The following is a 16,257-nucleotide window of genomic DNA, read 5'->3' as shown; positions in this document are numbered from 1 at the left end:
GCCGTCACCAGGTGGCCGCCGGGTGCCGGCGGGCCAGGCCCTGCAGCGTCTCCAGCAGTGCGGCCAGCTCCGGGCCGTGCTCGCCGGCCCGGCCGCGCGGCGGGACGTCGGCAGGCCACGGCGGCGTGCGCAGGGTGGCCCGGTCGAGCACCGCGGTGAGCACCTCGCGCACCTCGTCGCGGACGTCGGCGGGGTCGACCGCGACCCCGGCGCCGGCCAGCCGCCGCTCGACGTCGGTGGCGGTGAACAGGTCGGCCAGCAGCGGCCACACCTCGTCGGCGCCGGCCTGCACCCGCCGGTGGGACTCCGGCGTCCCGTCGCCCAGGCGCAGCACCCAGCGGGCGGCGTGGTCGCGGTGGTAGCTGAGCTCGTGGACGCCCTTGGCGGCGATGGCGGCGAGCACCGGGTCGCGGGACTCCCGCAGCCGGGCGAACACCGCCAGCCGGACGGTGGCGGCCACCAGCAGCCGGACCATCGTCTGGCCGAAGTCGCCGTTCTCCGCCGTGGTCAGCGCCGTGCAGCGGAACTCGTCGGCGTCGCGGAAGTAGGCCAGTGCGTCCTCGTCGGGGATGCTCTCGGTGGCCTTCTCGCGGGAGCGGCCGAGCACGCCCACCGAGCCGGCGCGGGCCAGCAGCAGCCGGGCCTGGCCGAGCAGGTCGAGGGCGACGTTGGCGATCGCCATCTCCTCCTCGAGCTCGGGCGCGGCGGTCACCCACTGGGTGAGGCGCTGGGCGAGCACGAGGGCGTCGTCGCCGAGCATCAGGCAGTAGGCGCCGAGGTCGGCGTGGTCGACCCCGTCGGGGACGGTGGTGTCGACGCCGGCCAGCGGCTCGTCGAAGCCGGTGCCGAAGGCCCAGTGCCCCTCGCCCCCGTGGGCGTGGTCCAGCGCCTCGTACACGGTCTCCTCGTGCCCCATGTCAACCGTTCCTTCCGTGGTGGACGTGCCCAGCCGGTCGGCCCCCTCTCAGGGCCCCGCCGCCCGAGGTACGAGGGCGGTGGGGGGAGAGGGGGTCCTTCTCACATGTGGGGGACGTCCTCGGGGACCTCGTAGAACGTCGGGTGCCGGTAGACCTTGTCGCCGCTCGGGGCGAACATCGGGTCCTTCTCGTCGGGGCTCGAGGCGGTGATGTCGGCGGCCTTCACCACCCAGATGCTCACGCCCTCGTTGCGCCGGGTGTAGACGTCGCGGGCGGCGTGCACCGCCATCTCGTCGTCGGGGGCGTGCAGCGAGCCCACGTGCACGTGGTTGAGGCCCCGCTTGCCGCGCACGAACACCTCGTACAGCGGCCAGTCCCGCCGCGCGGTCGACGACTTCGGCTCGACGGGGACCTCGGGCCCGGTGGGGATCGCGCCGTGCCCGCCCTCGGCGGTGACGTCGGTGCTCACGCCGCGCCCTCCGCGTGCTCGGCGTGCTTGGCCGCGTAGGCGGCCGCGGCCTCGGTCACCCACGCGTTGTCGTCGCGGGCGGCCCGGCGGCGGGCGATGCGGACGGCGTTCATCGGCCCGCCACCGCTGACCACCCGCTTGAACTCCGCCCAGTCGATCGCGCCGAACCGGTGCCGGCCGGCCGCCTCGTCCCACACCAGGTCCGGGTCGGGCAGCGTCACGCCGAGGAACCGCGCCTGCGGCACGGTCATGTCCACGAAGCGCTGGCGCAGCTCGTCGTTGCTGTGCCGCTTGATGCCCCAGGCCATCGACTGCGCCGAGTTGGGGCTGTCGTCGTCGGGCGGGCCGAACATCATCAGCGAGGGCCACCACCACCGGTCGACGGCGTCCTGCACCATCGCCCGCTGCTCGGGGGTGCCGCGCATCATCGTCATCAGCAGCTCGTAGCCCTGCCGCTGGTGGAACGACTCCTCCTTGCAGACCCGGATCATCGCCCGGGCGTAGGGCCCGTAGGAGGAGCGGCACAGCGGCACCTGGTTGCAGATCGCCGCGCCGTCGACCAGCCAGCCGATGACGCCGACGTCGGCGTAGGTGAGCGTCGGGTAGTTGAAGATCGAGCTGTACTTCTGCTTCTGCTCGATGAGCTTGTCGGTGAGGTCGGCGCGGTCGGCGCCGAGGGTCTCGGCGGCCGAGTACAGGTACATCCCGTGCCCGGCCTCGTCCTGCACCTTGGCCAGCAGGATCGCCTTGCGCCGCAGGCTGGGCGCCGCGAGCAGCCAGTCGCCCTCGGGCTGCATCCCGATGATCTCCGAGTGTGCGTGCTGGGCGATCTGGCGGACCAGCGTCCTGCGGTACCCCTCGGGCATCCAGTCGCGCGGCTCGATCCGGTGCTCGGCGGCGATGGTCGCGTCGAACTGCTGCTGCAGCGCGGCCTCGTCGGGGCGGTCGGCAGCGGGCCGTTCCAGGGTGGGCGCGGACATCTCGCACTCCTCGTGGGCGACGTCGGGGGTCAATTACTGACCGGACGGTCGGTTTCAGTGTGCCCGACGCCGGGAGCCCGCACAAGCGCGGCCGGGGAGGACTTGACAGCGGGCGAGGGAGGGGAGTCCGATACCTGACCATCCGGTCGGTAATGGCGTACCCAGGCGGCCGCCGCCGGCCGTCCGGCGACGACGCCTGCCCACCTCCGGAGGCCTCCCGAGATGACGGTCCTGTCCAGTGAGACCCCACGGCGCCTCGGGGACGCCCCCGACCCCGCGACGCTCGACGCCGCCGAGCGGATGTCGGTCGACGAGCTGCGCGCGCTGCAGCTCGAGCGGCTGCGGTGGTCGCTGCGGCACGCCTACGACAACGTGCCCCACCACCGGGCCGCCTTCGACGCCGCGGGCGTGCACCCCGACGACTGCCGCGAGCTCGCCGACCTCGCCCGGTTCCCGACGACGAGCAAGGCCGACCTGCGGGACACCTACCCGTTCGGCATGTTCGCCGTCCCCCAGGAGCAGGTGCGCCGGATCCACGCCTCCTCGGGCACGACCGGCCGCCCGACCGTCGTCGGGTACACCGAGCGCGACATCGACACCTGGGCCACCGTGATGGCCCGCTCCATCCGCGCCGCCGGCGGCCGCCCCGGCGACCGGCTGCACAACGCCTACGGCTACGGCCTGTTCACCGGCGGGCTCGGCGCGCACTACGGCGCCGAGAAGCTCGGCTGCACGGTCATCCCGGTCTCCGGGGGCATGACGCCGCGCCAGGTCCAGCTGATCACCGACTTCGAGCCCCGCGTGATCATGGTGACCCCGAGCTACATGCTCACGCTGCTCGACGAGTTCGAGAAGCAGGGCCTCGACCCCCGGCGGTCCAGCCTCGAGATCGGCGTCTTCGGCGCCGAGCCCTGGACCGAGCAGATGCGCGTGGAGATGGAGGAGCGCGCCGGCATCCAGGCGGTCGACATCTACGGCCTGTCGGAGGTGATGGGCCCCGGCGTCGCGCAGGAGTGCGTGGAGACCAAGGACGGGCTGCACGTCTGGGAGGACCACTTCTACCCGGAGGTCATCGACCCGATCACCGGCGAGGTGCTGCCCGAGGGCGAGGTCGGCGAGCTGGTGTTCACCTCGCTGACCAAGGAGGCCATGCCGGTCGTGCGCTACCGCACCCGCGACCTGACCCGGCTGCTTCCCGGGACGGCCCGGCCGGGGATGCGGCGGATGGAGAAGGTCACCGGCCGCACCGACGACATGATCATCCTGCGCGGGGTGAACCTCTTCCCGACCCAGATCGAGGAGGTCGTGCTGCGCACGCCGGGGCTGGCCCCGCACTTCGCCCTCGAGCTGCTGACCCGCGGCCGGATGGACCACCTCGTCGTCCGGGTCGAGGCGCGTCCCGACTGCCCGCCCGAGCGGCGCGAGGAGGCCGCCCGCGAGGTCGCCACGGGCGTCAAGGACACCGTCGGCACCACCATCGAGGTGCTCGTCGTCGACCCGGAGACCCTGCCCCGGTCGATGGGCAAGCTGCAGCGGCTGACCGACCGGCGGGAGCGGGCGTGACGGAGCTCCGGGTCCGCCGGGGCCGGCCGGGGCACTCCCTCGACAGCCTGCTCGAGGTCGCCGTCGCCGTGTTCAACGAGCGCGGCTACGACGCCACGAGCATGGAGGAGCTCGCCGCCCGGCTGGGCATCACCAAGTCGGCGATCTACCACCACGTGCCCAGCAAGGTCGAGCTGCTGCGCATGGCGCTCGACCGGGCGCTGGACGCCCTGTTCGCCGTCACCCGGGAACCGGCGGCGGTCACCGGCCGCGCGATCGACCGGCTCGAGCACGTCGTCCGCGGGTCGGTGCGGGTGCTGGCCGCCGAGCTGCCCTTCGTCACCCTGCTGCTGCGGGTGCGCGGCAACTCCCCGGTCGAGGAGGCCGCGCTCGCCCGTCGGCGGGAGTTCGACCGCATCGTCACCGACCTGGTGCGCGCCGCCGAGGAGGAGGGCGACGTGCGCCCCGACGTCGACCCCGCCGTCACCAGCCGGCTGCTGTTCGGCACCGTCAACTCGCTCACCGAGTGGTTCCGCCCCGGCGGCAGCCTGTCGGCCGACGCCCTGGCCGACGCGCTCGTCGCCACCACCTTCGAGGGCCTGCGGGCCCGCTCGACCCCGGGAGACCTGCGATGACCGCCCCCCTGCTCGAGAGCTACGCCGCCGGCCGGTGGTACGCCGCGCCCGACGAGGGCACGCCGCTGCCCGACGCCGTGACCGGCGAGACCGTCGCCCGGATCAGCAGCACCGGCCTCGACGTCGCCGCGATGCTCGGCCACGCCCGCACGGTGGGCGGGCCGGCGCTGCGGGAGCTGACCTTCCACCAGCGCGCCGGGCTGCTCAAGCAGCTGGGCCTGCGGCTGATGGCCGACAAGGACGCCTTCTCCGCGCTGTCCCACCGCACCGGCGCCACCGACCGGGACAACGCCGTCGACGTCGACGGCGGCTTCGGCACGCTGCTGTCCTACGCGAGCAAGGGGCGCCGCGAGCTGCCCGACGACACCGTCGTGCTCGACGGCGCGGTCGAGCCCCTGGGCCGGCGGGGCACCTTCGCCGGCCAGCACCTGTACACCCCGCTGCGCGGCGTGGCGGTGCAGGTCAACGCGTTCAACTTCCCGGTGTGGGGCTTCCTGGAGAAGCTCGCGCCGGCGTTCCTCGCGGGCGTCCCGACCATCGTCAAGCCGGCCAGCCAGACGGCGTACCTGACCGAGGCCGTGGTCCGCGCGATCGTCGAGTCCGGGCTCCTGCCCGAGGGGTCGGTGCAGCTGCTGGCCGGCAGCCCCGCCGGGCTCCTCGACGGGCTCGCCGGGCAGGACCTCGTCTTCTTCACCGGCTCGGCGGCCACCGCCCGCAAGCTGCGCAGCCATCCCGCGGTCGTGGCCAACTCGGTGCGGTTCAACGCCGAGGCCGACTCGCTCAACTGCTCGGTGCTCGGACCCGACGCGACGCCGGACACCCCCGAGTTCGGCCTGTTCGTCGACCAGCTGGTCACCGAGATGACGGTCAAGGCCGGCCAGAAGTGCACCGCGATCCGCCGCGCCTTCGTGCCGCGGGAGCTGGTCGACGACGTGGTGGAGGCCACCCGCGAGCGGCTGGCGCAGGTCGTCGTCGGCGCGCCGGGCGCCGAGGGCGTGACCATGGGCGCGCTGGCCAGCCTCGACCAGCGCGAGGAGGTGCTGCGCGCGGTCAAGGCGCTGCGCGGCGTCGCCGAGCTCGTGGCCGGAGACCCCGAGCACGTCGACGTCGTCGGCGCCGACCGCGACCGCGGCGCGTTCCTGCCGCCGCTGCTGCTGCGCTGCGACGACCTGTCCGCCGCCGAGCCGCACGACGTCGAGGCGTTCGGCCCGGTCAGCACCGTGCTGCCCTACGACTCGGTGGCGCAGGCCGTGGAGCTGGCCGCCCGCGGGCAGGGCAGCCTGGTCGGCTCCCTGGTCACCCACGACCCGGCGGTGGCGCGGGAGTTCGTGCTCGGCGCCGCGCACGCCCACGGCCGGATCCTGGTCCTGGACCGTGACGACGCGGGGGAGAACACCGGCCACGGTTCCCCGCTGCCGGTCCTCGTGCACGGCGGTCCGGGCCGCGCCGGCGGCGGCGAGGAGCTCGGCGGCATCCGCGGCGTGCTGCACCACATGCAGCGCACCGCCGTGCAGGGCTCGCCGGACGTGCTGACCGCGGTCGGCGGCCGCTGGGTGACCGGCGCCCGTCGCACCGACGACGGCGTGCACCCGTTCCGCAAGTCCCTGGCCGAGCTGCGCATCGGCGACTCCGTGACCGCCGGCCCGCGCCCGGTGACGCTGGCCGACATCGAGCACTTCGCCGAGTTCACCGGCGACACCTTCTACGCGCACACGGACGAGGAGGCCGCCCGCGCCAACCCGCTCTTCGGCGGCCGGGTGGCGCACGGCTACCTGATCGTGTCCTGGGCGGCGGGGCTGTTCGTCGACCCCGACCCGGGCCCGGTGCTGGCCAACTACGGCGTCGACAACCTGCGCTTCCTCACGCCGGTCGAGCCGGGGGAGGAGCTGACCGTGACGCTCACGGCCAAGCAGATCACCCCGCGCGGCGGCGCCGACCACGGCGAGGTGCGCTGGGACGCCGTCGTCGTCAACGGCGAGGGCACGCCGGTGGCCACCTACGACGTCCTCACGATGGTCGCGAAGACCTGGCCGCCGGCGGCCGCCGGCAGCTGAGGCGTTCCGGGGTCAGGCGGCTGCCCAGCGGACGGGCAGCCGCTTGACCCCGCGCTGGAAGTTCGACCGCAGCAGCGCGGGCGGGCCGTCGAGCTCCACGGCGCGCGTCCGGCGCAGCAGCTCGGCGAACAGCGCGCGCATCTGCACCCGCGCCAGCTGCGCGCCGAGGCAGAAGTGCGGTCCGTGGCCGAAGGACAGGTGCGGGTTGGGGGCCCGGCGGACGTCGAAGGCGTCGGGGTCGGCGAACACCGCCGGGTCGCGGTTGGCCGCGGTGAAGGAGACGACGACCTTGTCGCCGGCCCGCACGCGGATGCCGGCGAGGTCGACGTCGGTGGTGGCGGTGCGGCGGAACACCATGACCGGCGTCCACCAGCGCAGCATCTCCTCGACCGCGCCGGGCAGCAGCGACGGGTCCGCGCGCACCGCGGCCAACTGCGCGGGGTGCTGCAGCAGCGCGATCAGTCCGCCGGGCAGGCCGTTGCGCAGCGTCTCGTTCCCGGCGACGGCGAACAGCCAGAACAGGTTCTCGAACTCCTCGGTGCTCACCTGCCCGCCCTCGTCGTCGACCTGCGCCAGCAGGATCGACATGACGTCGTCGCCCGGCGCCCGCCGCTTCTCCTCGGCCAGCAGCCCGGCGTAGGCGTAGAGGTCGGGCATGCCGGCGCGGGTGCGCGGGTCGGGCATCCGCCCGTCGGCGTCGGGGACCGGCCGCAGCGCGAGCGCCGCGCGGGCCATCGCCGTCCCGCCGGTGCCGTCGAAGGCGGCCGAGGTGGCGTAGTCGGGGTCCTGCCAGCCGATCACCCGGTTGGACCAGTCGAACATCAGCCACCGGTCCTCGGCGGGCACCCCGAGCACGTCGGCGAGGGTGAGCAGCGGGAGGTCGGCGGCGACGTCCTTCGCGAAGTCGCACCGGCCCTCGGCGCCGTCGACCATGCGGTCGACCAGGCCGGCCGCCGCGGCCCCGATCGCCTCGGTGAGCGCGGCGACCGCCCGCGGGGTGAACGACCGGGACAGCAGCCGCCGCAGCCGGGAGTGGTCGGGCGGGTCGGTGTTGAGCATCATCCGGCGCACCCACACCAGATCGGCGGCGTCGCGGACCTGGGTGGCGCCCAGCCACGAGGAGAAGGTCGCCGGGTCGCGCAGCACCCGCTCGACGTCGGCGTGCCGCAGCACCAGCCAGAAGCCCGGACCGGCCGGCTGGCCGTGCAGCGCGGGCTCCTCGACCCATGTCACCGGCGCCTGCTCGCGCAGCCGGCGCAGCAGCGCCAGGGGCGGGCCCTGCTCGTAGGTCGCCGGGTCGACGAGGGCGACGGTGTCCCCGGGCGCCGGCCCGCCGGCGGTCACGACGGGGTCGGTGCTCACGACCGGAGTCTCGTGGCGGTGCAGGGGCCGGACAAGGGCGGCGGGGGTGAGCGGCCGCGACGGGGAGCCTGGTCCGGGCGCCGGGGGCGCGGGAGGATGGCGCCCGCGCGGGGGCCGGCAGCGTGGGACGTGGTGGCCGTGCAGGAGTTCGACGAGCTGCAGCGGCGACTGGCGGCGGCGTGCGCGCTCAACGCGCCGGGCTCCTCCCGGCCGCACGTGCTGGTGGCGCTGCCCTCGTTCAGCATCGGCGAGTCGCTGCTGTCGCACTACGCCGACCGCATCCCGGCCCTGGAGCACCGGTACCTCGTCGCCGTGCTGGTGCTGCCGCGCGTCCCGGGCTGCGAGCTGGTCTTCGTCGGCAGCGCCGCGCCGCCGGTGGCGCTGCTGGACCACTACCTCGCCCTGATGCCCCCCACCGCCCGGGCGTCGGCGCGCCGCCGGTTGCAGCTCCTGGTCGTCCCCGACGCCTCGCACCGGTCGGTGGCCCGCAAGCTGCTCGACCGGCCCGACCTGCTCGACGGGCTGCGGCGGCACATCGGCGGCCGGCCGGCGTTCGTCGAGCCGTGGAACGTGACCGCCGACGAGGTCGCCGTCGCCCTGCGCCTGGGCGTGCCGGTCAACGGCACCGCACCCGAGCTCTGGCCGCTCGGGTTCAAGAGCGCCGGACGCCGGCTGCTCGCCGGGGCGGGCGTACCGGTGCCGGTGGGCTGCGAGGACGTGCGCACGGTGGAGGACGTGGACCGGGCGATCGAGGAGGTCCTGCGGCAGCGGCCGGACGCCGCGGGGGTGGTGCTGAAGCTCGACGACAGCGGCGCCGGCGACGGCAACGTGGTGCTGCGCTGCGAGGGCCTGCCCGGCACCGGGGGCGGCCTGCGCGACCGCGTTCGCCGGCTGCCGGCCTGGTTCCTCGCGGCGCTGCGCCTCGGCGGCGTCGTCGAGGAGCTGGTCAGCAGGGACGGGCTGGCCAGCCCCAGCGTCACGGGCGACATCTCGCCCGACGGCGGGGTGACCGTGCTGGCCACCCACGAGCAGCTGCTCGGCGGCCCGAGCGGGCAGGTCTACCTCGGGTGCCGCTTCCCGGCCGACCCGGCCTACGCCGCCGACCTCGGCCGGTACGGCCTGGCCGCCGGGCGGGCCCTGGCGCGCCGCGGCGCGCGCGGGCGGTACGGCGTCGACTTCGTCGCCACCCGCGGTCCGGACGGGTGGCGGCTGCAGGCCCTGGAGATCAACCTCCGCAAGGGCGGCACCACCCACCCGTACGCGGTGCTGCGCAACCTCGTCCCCGGTCGCTACGACGTGGCCGAGGCCCGCTGGACCGCCGACGACGGCGCCGTCCGGTGCTACGCGGCGACCGACAACCTGGTCGACCCCGACTGGACGGGCCTGCCGCCCGCGCGCGTGGTCGACGCGGTGACCCGAGCCGGGCTGACCTTCGACCGCCGGACCCGGTCCGGGGTGGTCCTGCACATGCTCTCGGGGCTGGCGATCGACGGCCGGTTCGGCCTGACCGCCCTCGCGCCCTCGACCGGCGCGGCGGACGAGCTGCTCGAGCGCACCCACGCCGCCGTCGACCGGGCGGCCCGCCGGCTGGTTCAGCCCAGGCCGTCGACGAACCGTTCGACGCAGGTCAGCAGCGCCACCGGCGTCTCGAACGGCGCGTAGTGGCCGGCGTTGGCCAGCACCTCGAGGGTCGCCTCGGGGTGGTGCCGCAGGAGGGTCTGCTCCATCACCGCGGCCGACAGCGCCGGGTCGTGCTCGCCGACGACGACCAGGACCGGCACCCGCCGGCCGCGCACCTCGTCGGCGAAGTCGGTCCCCGACCAGGCGTCGAGGTAGGCCCGGAAGGCGACCGGGTCGGAGGTGTCGAGCGAGGCCTGCACCATGCGGTCGAGCCAGGTGCGGCTGAGCCGGCCGCCGGTCGTGAGGTCGATGATCGCCCGGCGGTTGCCCGGCTCCTCCGCGGCGCCGCTGAACAGCGCCCAGGACTGCTCGTCGAACGGCACGCCCGAGGCCGGGACGGGGCTGACGCCGACCAGGCCGGTCACCCGGTCGCCGGCGTCGAGCGCGACCCGCTGCATCACGCTGCCGCCCATGGAGTGCCCCAGCACGGCGAAGTCGCTCCAGCCCAGCTCGTCGGCCGCGGCCACGGCGTCGTCGGCCATCTCGGCGATCGTGTACTCGCCGGGCTCGCCGCGCCGGGCGCCGTAGCCGCGGAAGTCGGGGAAGGCGAACGTGTAGCGGTCGCCGTCGACCAGGTCGGCGAACGGCCCCCAGCCCGTCGCGGAGCCGAACCAGCCGTGCAGGGCCAGGACGCGTCGGGGGCCGGAACCGATCACCACGGGGTCGATGCTCATGGCGGGAGTCTCGGGTCGGCCCCGGAGCCGGACAAGGCGACGCCCCGGGCGATGACGCCGCGATCCCCCGGGGTCAGGGCGCGGGGGCCTGCTCGACCCGGCCGGTGACCTCGCCGAGCGAGATCCGGCCGCCGCCGGTGCCCGGCGCGGTGGCGGTGAGGGTGACGACGTCGCCGTCCTCGAGGAAGGTCCGGGTGGAGCCGTCGGCGAGGGTCAGCGGCTCCTTCCCGCCCCAGGAGAGCTCGATGAACGAGCCGCGCTGGTCCGGCGCCGGGCCGGAGACGGTGCCCGAGGCGAACAGGTCGCCGGTGCGCAGGCACGCGCCGTTGACGGTCGTGTGCGCCAGCTGCTGGGCGGCGGTCCAGTACATGAGGTCGAACGGAGGGCAGGACACGAGCTCCCCGTTGAGGCGTACCTCGATGGCGATGTCGAGGCCCCACGGGTCGGCGCCGGTGTCGTCGAGGTAGGGCAGCAGCGGGACGTCGCGGGGCGGCGGCGTGACGCGGGCGGCATCGAGCGCGGCCAGCGGCACGACCCAGGGGGAGACCGAGGTGAGGAAGCTCTTGCCGAGGAACGGGCCCAGCGGCACGTACTCCCACGCCTGGACGTCGCGGGCGGACCAGTCGTTGACCAGGCAGACGCCGAACACGTGCTCGGCGAAGTCCGCGAGCGGCACCGGGGTGCCCAGGTCGGACCCGACGCCGACGACGAAGCCGACCTCGGCCTCGATGTCGAGCCGCTGGGACGGGCCGAAGGTGGGGGCGTCGTCGGCAGGCGCCTTGCGCTGCCCGCTCGGCCGCACCACGGGCGTCCCCGAGACCGCCACCGTGCCGGAGCGGCCGTGGTAGCCGATCGGCAGGTGCTGCCAGTTCGGGGTCAACGGCGGGGAGTCGGGACGGAACATCCGCCCGAGGTTCTCCGCGTGGTGCCTCGAGCTGTAGAAGTCGACGTAGTCGGCGACCTCGACCGGCAGGTGCAGGGTCACCGCCGACCGCGGCACCAGGTGCGGCTCCACCCGGTCGCGGTGGCGCTCGTCGGTGACCCACTCGGTGAGCTGCGCCCGCAGGTCGGCCCAGGCCCGCGGGCCGCGGGCCATGAAGGCGTTGAGCGAGCCGGTGGCGTGCCCGTCGTCGCCGGTGACGGCGGCGAGGTCGAGCACGGCGTCGCCGATCGCGACGCCGGTGCGCGGCGCGGTACCGGGGGTGGAGAAGACGCCGTAGGGCAGGTTGTCGACGCCGAAGCCGGTGCCGGCAGGGAGGTCGAGCCAGCTCATGCAGGGGTCCTGTCGAGGGTCGGGAGCAGGCCCAGGCGCACGAGGTCGTCGACCGGCTCCAGCACGCTGCACGTGCCGAAGGAGGTGAACACGGCGCGGGCGCGGGCGGCGCGGTCGGCCGGCCAGGCCCGCACGGCCGCGGCCACGTCGGCGGCGTCGGTGCGGGCCAGCTCCGCCGCGGCCGCCTCGGGCGGCGAGCCGGAGGCCAGCGCGTCCGCGGCGAGCAGCACGTTCAGGAAGCCGTGGTGGGCGAAGCCGGTGGCCGGGTCGGTGTGCGCCACGGCGGAGTGCAGGCCGGCGGTGCACTTGACCGCGATGCCCCGGGCGACGCAGGCGGCCAGCGTCCCGGCCAGCTCGGCCGCGGACGGGAACAGGTCGGCCCGCAGTCCGCCGGTGCGCAGCTTGGCCCGGTACCGGGTGCCGGCGAGCACGTCGAGCACGGCGTCGCGGGCACCGGTGCGCGGCACCTCGACCGCGGCGGGCACCCCGGGCGGCAGGGCGCCGTCGAGCACCCGCACCGCCTCGGCCGCGGCCCCGGCGTCGGCGACGACCGGCACCTCGACGGCCGCCGGCCGCAGCCGCGGGTCGGCGCCGGCCCGGGCCGCGGCAGCGGGCAGGTCGCCGGCCGCGACGATCAGCGAGACGCCCAGCGGGTCGCCGTCCCCGAGGTGCGCGGCCAGCTCGCCGAGCCGGGCGGCGGGGACGACGAAGGGCCCGACCAGGTCGCCCAGCCGCGCCCGCAGCTCCCGGTGGGCGGGCACCGCCGCGGCCATCGGCGCGTCGCCGGGCGGGAAGAGCGCGGCGTCGTCGAAGAGCCCGGCGAACAACTCCCTCACGCCGAGGGACCCCGGCCCGACCAGGTCCAGGCGTACTTCCCGTCGTCGGCGGCCAGGCCGGCCTCGCCGAGGTCGAGCGGGCGGAAGGTGTCGACCATGACGGCGGTCTCGTCGAAGTACTCCACGCCCAGCGACCGCTCGACGGCGCCCGGCTGCGGGCCGTGGCTGTGCCCGCCGGGGTGCACCGAGATCGACCCCTTGCCGATGCCCGAGCCCTTGCGGGCCTCGTAGTCGCCGTCGACGTAGAACATGATCTCGTCGGAGTCGACGTTGGAGTGGTAGTAGGGCACCGGCACCGCGAGCGGGTGGTAGTCGACCTTCCGCGGCACGAAGTTGCAGATGACGAAGTTGCCGCCCTCGAACACCTGGTGCACCGGCGGCGGCTGGTGCACGCGGCCGGTGATCGGCTCGAAGTCGGCGATGTTGAAGGCGTAGGGGTAGAGGTGCCCGTCCCAGCCGACGACGTCGAAGGGGTGCTCCGGGACGACGTGGACCGTGCCGGCCAGCCCGCCGGGGCCGGGACCGCGGTGCTTGACGTGGACCTCGACGTCGGTGCCCTCGGCGAGCAGCGGCTCGGCCGGGCCGCGCAGGTCGCGCTCGCAGTACGGGGCGTGCTCGAGGAACTGCCCGTACCGCGACAGGTAGCGCCTGGGCGGGGCGATGTGGCTGTTGGCCTCGATCGCGTAGGTGCGCAGCGGCTCGCTGCCGGTGGGGATCCAGCGGTGGGTGGTGGTGCGCGGGATGACCACGTAGTCGCCCTGGCCGACCTCCAGCGCGCCGAAGGTCGTCTCGACGGTGGCGGCGCCGCGCTCGACGTAGACGCACTCGTCGCCGGTGGCGTTGCGGTAGTACGGGCTGGTCAGCGACGAGACGGCGTAGGAGATGCGGACGTCGGCGTTGCCCAGCACCAGCCGCCGCCCGGTGACCGGGTCGGTGGCCTTGTGCTCCTCGCCGGGGAACAGGTCGTGCAGCCTCAGGTGCCGCGGCACCAGCGGCGCGTTCGGCCTGAGCGTCTGGTCGGGCAGCTCCCAGGGGCGGGCGTCGACGATCGCCGACGGCACGCCGCGGTGGTAGAGCAGCGAGGAGTCCGAGGAGAAGCCCTCCTCGCCGACCAGCTCCTCGGAGTAGAGGCCGCCGTCGGGACGGCGGAACTGCGTGTGCCGCTTGGGCGGGACCTCGCCCACCTGCCGGTAGAACGCCATCGGGTGCCTCCCTGTTCAGGCCGGGACGGTAGCGGGGAGCGGACGGGCGAGCGCGCGGGCCACCGCGGGGGCGACGTCGGCGGCGCGGGTCAGCACGGCGGCGACGTGCGCGTCCGGGCGCAGCACCCAGGCCTCCCCGGGCCGGGCGCCCAGAGCCTCGCCGAGCAGACCGGCGGTGTCCAGGTCGCGCATCCGGTGGACGGCCACCGGCAGGCCGCCGAGGTCGGGCAGCTCGGGGGCGGGCGCGTCGTCGCCGAGCAGGACGGTGACGCCCTCGCGGGCCAGCTGCCGCAACCGGACGACGTCGGGCCGGCCGGACACGGTCACCGGCCAGTCGGGGACGAGGACGCCGGGGGCCGGCACCGGGACGTCGCCGCGGGCCGGCCGGCCGGGGAACGGCCGCGCCGGGTCGGGGGTGGTGAGTGGGGAGTCGACGTACCAGAAGGGCTCGGCGAGCCGGCCGGAGTCGACCTGGGCGCGGGCCGCGGGGTCACCGGCGGCCCGCTCGAGGACGTCGAGCCGGTGGCGGGCCTCCTCGGCGGTGCGCGGGACGAGGAAGCGCATGGTCGCGGTGGTGACGTCGATGTTCTCCTGCGCCGCCGCGTGCCGTTCGGCGTGGTAGCTCTCCAGCAGCTCCTCGGGCGCCCAGCCGCGGCGGACGAAGGCGACCTTCCAGGCGGCGTTCTCGGCGTCGAGGACGCCGGAGTTCAGCCCGCGGGCGCCGAACGGGCTGACCAGGTGCGCGGCGTCGCCGGCGACCAGCACCCGGCCGACCCGCATCCGGTCGACCAGCCGCGAGTGGAAGCGGTAGACCGACTTCCACACGACCTCGTAGGGCCGCTCGCCGACGACCTGGCGGATGCGCCGGTCCAGCCCGCCGGAGGTCTCCTCGGCGGCCAGGTCGAAGTCCGGCGGCACCTGCCAGTCGATGCGGAAGGTGGAGTCCGGGCACGGGTGGATGAGGACCTGCCGGCCGGGGTTCCACGCCGGGTCGAAGTAGAACCGCCGCTCGGTCTGCCACCCGGGCAGGTCGGTGCGGATGTCGCAGATGAGGAAGGAGTCGTCGAAGGACTCGCCGGGGAAGGTCAGCCCGAGCATCGAGCGGATCGCGTCGCTGCGCGGGCCGGGGCAGGCGACGGCGTGCGAGCCGGCCAGCCGCACCTCGCCGCCGGGGGTCTCGCAGGTGACGGTGACGCCGGCGTCGTCCTGCTCGATGCCGGTCACCCGGTGCCCCCAGCGGACGTCGACCAGCGGCGAGGCGGCGATCCGCTCGTCGAGCAGCGCCTCGGTCTCGCACTGGGAGACGTTGACGAACGGAGGGAAGGGCGAGCGGCCGCGGTCGGCGAAGGTGAAGCTGAACAGCTCGGCGTCGCGGTGGAAGGTCCGCGCGGTGGTCCAGGTGACCCCGCGGCGGGCGACCGCGGCGCCGACGCCGACGGAGTCCCACACGTCGAGGACGTCGCGCTGCTGGCAGATCGCCTTGGAGCCGACCGGGTCGCGTTCGGCCCGGGCGTCGAGGACGACGGCCGGCAGGCCCCACCGGGCCAGCAGCAGGGCGGCGGTCTGCCCGACCGGGCCCGCACCCAGGACCAGCACCGGCACGTCCGGCGGGGTGGTCATCGCCGTCAGCCCTGCAGCTGGTCCCAGACGGCGCGGTCGCGCTCGGCGGTCCAGACGACGGGGCGCTCGATGCCCGAGAACTCGTCCCACAGCCGGGAGACGTCGAAGGGCAGGCAGTGCTCGAAGATCGGCCACCGCCCGTACGTCGGGGCCAACGCGGCGTGGGTGGCCTCGAAGGCCTGCTGGAGGGTGCCGCCGGCGCGGTGGACGTCGCCGACGGTGCGCTGCATGGTCAGCAGGAAGTCGCGGGTCTGCTCGATCGCGGCGCCGACCTCCTCGCGGCCGCGGGCGATCCGCCCGCGCCCGCCGACCAGCTGCCGCGCCCCGAGGGCCGCGACCCGGTCGAGGGTGCCGGCGGCCCAGTCGAAGTGGAACGCGTCGCCGGTGTAGAGCGCGGCCTGCGACTCCACGAGGTCGCCGGCGAAGAGGACCCCCTGCTTCGGCAGCCAGGCCACGATGTCGCCCTCGGTGTGGCCGCGGCCGAGGAACTCGAGCACCAGCTCGCCGCGGTCGCCGCCGAGCTCGATGGTCAGCCGGTCGCGGAAGGTCATCGTGGGCCAGGTCAGACCGGGGATCGACTCGGGCTCCTCGAACAGCCGCGGCATCCGGCCGTACTCGCTCTCCCAGTCCTGCTGCCCGCGCTCGGCGATCAGGTGCCTGGTCTGCTCGGAGCTGACGACGACCTGCGCGTCGAACGCGCTGGCGCCCAGCACCCGGACGGCGTGGTAGTGGCTGAGCACCAGGTAGCGGACCGGCTTGTCGGTGTGCTCGCGGAGCCTGGCCAGCCAGCGGCGGGCGGCGACCGGGGTGGCCAGGGCCTCGAAGCAGACGAGGAAGTCCTCGCCCTCGATCGCCCCCACGTTCGGGTCGCCCTCGGCGGTGAGCGCGTAGACGCCGTCGGCGAGCACCTCGAGGGTCTGCTCCTTGACGCCGAGGTCCGCGGAGGAGGCGAAGGGCTTGGCGGCCATGGGGTCTCCCGGACTGTTCGATAAACGGACGGACCGTTCACGTTG

14 protein-coding genes are annotated in these 16,257 nt (G+C 75.1%); 4 read left to right on the top strand and 10 right to left on the bottom strand.

Translation table 11 applies throughout. The features are described from left to right. Nucleotides 1-4: 4 nt before the first annotated feature. From paaC to paaA, 3 genes are all read right to left on the bottom strand, one after another. Nucleotides 5-916, bottom strand: a complete 912-nt coding sequence (gene paaC, locus ACI78U_RS15080; RefSeq protein WP_456876146.1) for a 1,2-phenylacetyl-CoA epoxidase subunit PaaC — start codon at nt 914-916, stop codon at nt 5-7. 101 nt (nt 917-1,017) lie between these two features. After that, entirely contained in the window at nt 1,018-1,386 is a 369-nt protein-coding gene (paaB, locus tag ACI78U_RS15075; RefSeq protein WP_456876145.1) for a 1,2-phenylacetyl-CoA epoxidase subunit PaaB, read from the bottom strand. Then, nucleotides 1,383-2,366 carry a 1,2-phenylacetyl-CoA epoxidase subunit PaaA gene (gene paaA, locus ACI78U_RS15070; RefSeq protein WP_456876144.1) on the bottom strand — a complete coding sequence of 328 codons (984 nt, stop codon included), beginning with the start codon at nt 2,364-2,366 and terminating at the stop codon, nt 1,383-1,385. Before paaA ends, paaB begins: the two co-directional genes overlap by 4 nt. 222 nt (nt 2,367-2,588) lie before the next feature. Between paaA and paaK the strand changes: the two genes are divergently transcribed. From paaK to paaZ, 3 genes are read left to right on the top strand one after another with little or no spacing between them, the layout of a single operon-like run. Further along, nucleotides 2,589-3,929 carry a phenylacetate--CoA ligase PaaK gene (paaK, locus tag ACI78U_RS15065; protein WP_456876143.1) on the top strand — a complete coding sequence of 447 codons (1,341 nt, stop codon included), beginning with the start codon at nt 2,589-2,591 and terminating at the stop codon, nt 3,927-3,929. Next, the gene (locus tag ACI78U_RS15060; RefSeq protein ID WP_456876142.1) at nt 3,926-4,543 is read left to right on the top strand and encodes a TetR/AcrR family transcriptional regulator; all 618 of its coding nucleotides are present in this window, start codon (nt 3,926-3,928) and stop codon (nt 4,541-4,543) included. Before paaK ends, ACI78U_RS15060 begins: the two co-directional genes overlap by 4 nt. Continuing rightward, nucleotides 4,540-6,597: a phenylacetic acid degradation bifunctional protein PaaZ gene (paaZ, locus tag ACI78U_RS15055; protein ID WP_456876141.1), complete on the top strand. Its 2,058-nt coding sequence runs from the start codon at nt 4,540-4,542 to the stop codon at nt 6,595-6,597. The genes ACI78U_RS15060 and paaZ overlap by 4 nt, the downstream gene beginning before the upstream one ends. Nucleotides 6,598-6,609: 12 nt before the next feature. Here the strand turns inward: paaZ and ACI78U_RS15050 are convergent, their stop codons facing one another. Beyond that, entirely contained in the window at nt 6,610-7,959 is a 1,350-nt protein-coding gene (locus tag ACI78U_RS15050; RefSeq protein WP_456876140.1) for a cytochrome P450, read from the bottom strand. Nucleotides 7,960-8,091: 132 nt separating this feature from the next. Between ACI78U_RS15050 and ACI78U_RS15045 the strand changes: the two genes are divergently transcribed. Then, entirely contained in the window at nt 8,092-9,621 is a 1,530-nt protein-coding gene (locus tag ACI78U_RS15045; protein ID WP_456876139.1) for a peptide ligase PGM1-related protein, read from the top strand. Here ACI78U_RS15045 and ACI78U_RS15040 read toward each other — a convergent pair. The 6 genes from ACI78U_RS15040 to ACI78U_RS15015 form a co-directional block, all read right to left on the bottom strand. Then, nucleotides 9,552-10,313 (bottom strand): alpha/beta fold hydrolase, encoded by a 762-nt coding sequence (locus ACI78U_RS15040; RefSeq protein ID WP_456876138.1) that lies wholly within the window; start codon nt 10,311-10,313, stop codon nt 9,552-9,554. The two genes, ACI78U_RS15045 and ACI78U_RS15040, sit on opposite strands and share 70 nt — an antisense overlap. 73 nt (nt 10,314-10,386) lie before the next feature. Continuing rightward, nucleotides 10,387-11,586, bottom strand: coding sequence for a fumarylacetoacetase (fahA, locus tag ACI78U_RS15035; RefSeq protein WP_456876137.1), 1,200 nt, complete (start codon nt 11,584-11,586; stop codon nt 10,387-10,389). Beyond that, entirely contained in the window at nt 11,583-12,422 is an 840-nt protein-coding gene (locus tag ACI78U_RS15030; RefSeq protein WP_456876136.1) for a hypothetical protein, read from the bottom strand. The genes fahA and ACI78U_RS15030 overlap by 4 nt, the downstream gene beginning before the upstream one ends. After that, nucleotides 12,419-13,624, bottom strand: coding sequence for a cupin domain-containing protein (locus tag ACI78U_RS15025; protein ID WP_456876135.1), 1,206 nt, complete (start codon nt 13,622-13,624; stop codon nt 12,419-12,421). The genes ACI78U_RS15030 and ACI78U_RS15025 overlap by 4 nt, the downstream gene beginning before the upstream one ends. 15 nt (nt 13,625-13,639) lie before the next feature. After that, nucleotides 13,640-15,244, bottom strand: a complete 1,605-nt coding sequence (locus tag ACI78U_RS15020; RefSeq protein ID WP_456876134.1) for an FAD-dependent monooxygenase — start codon at nt 15,242-15,244, stop codon at nt 13,640-13,642. 5 nt (nt 15,245-15,249) lie between these two features. After that, nucleotides 15,250-16,212 carry an MBL fold metallo-hydrolase gene (locus ACI78U_RS15015; RefSeq protein WP_456876133.1) on the bottom strand — a complete coding sequence of 321 codons (963 nt, stop codon included), beginning with the start codon at nt 16,210-16,212 and terminating at the stop codon, nt 15,250-15,252. Nucleotides 16,213-16,257 lie beyond the last annotated feature (45 nt).

The organism is Geodermatophilus sp. SYSU D00710, from assembly GCF_054050195.1.
Note: the sequence above shows the minus strand (reverse complement) of the source record. Positions and strands in the feature narration are given on the sequence as shown.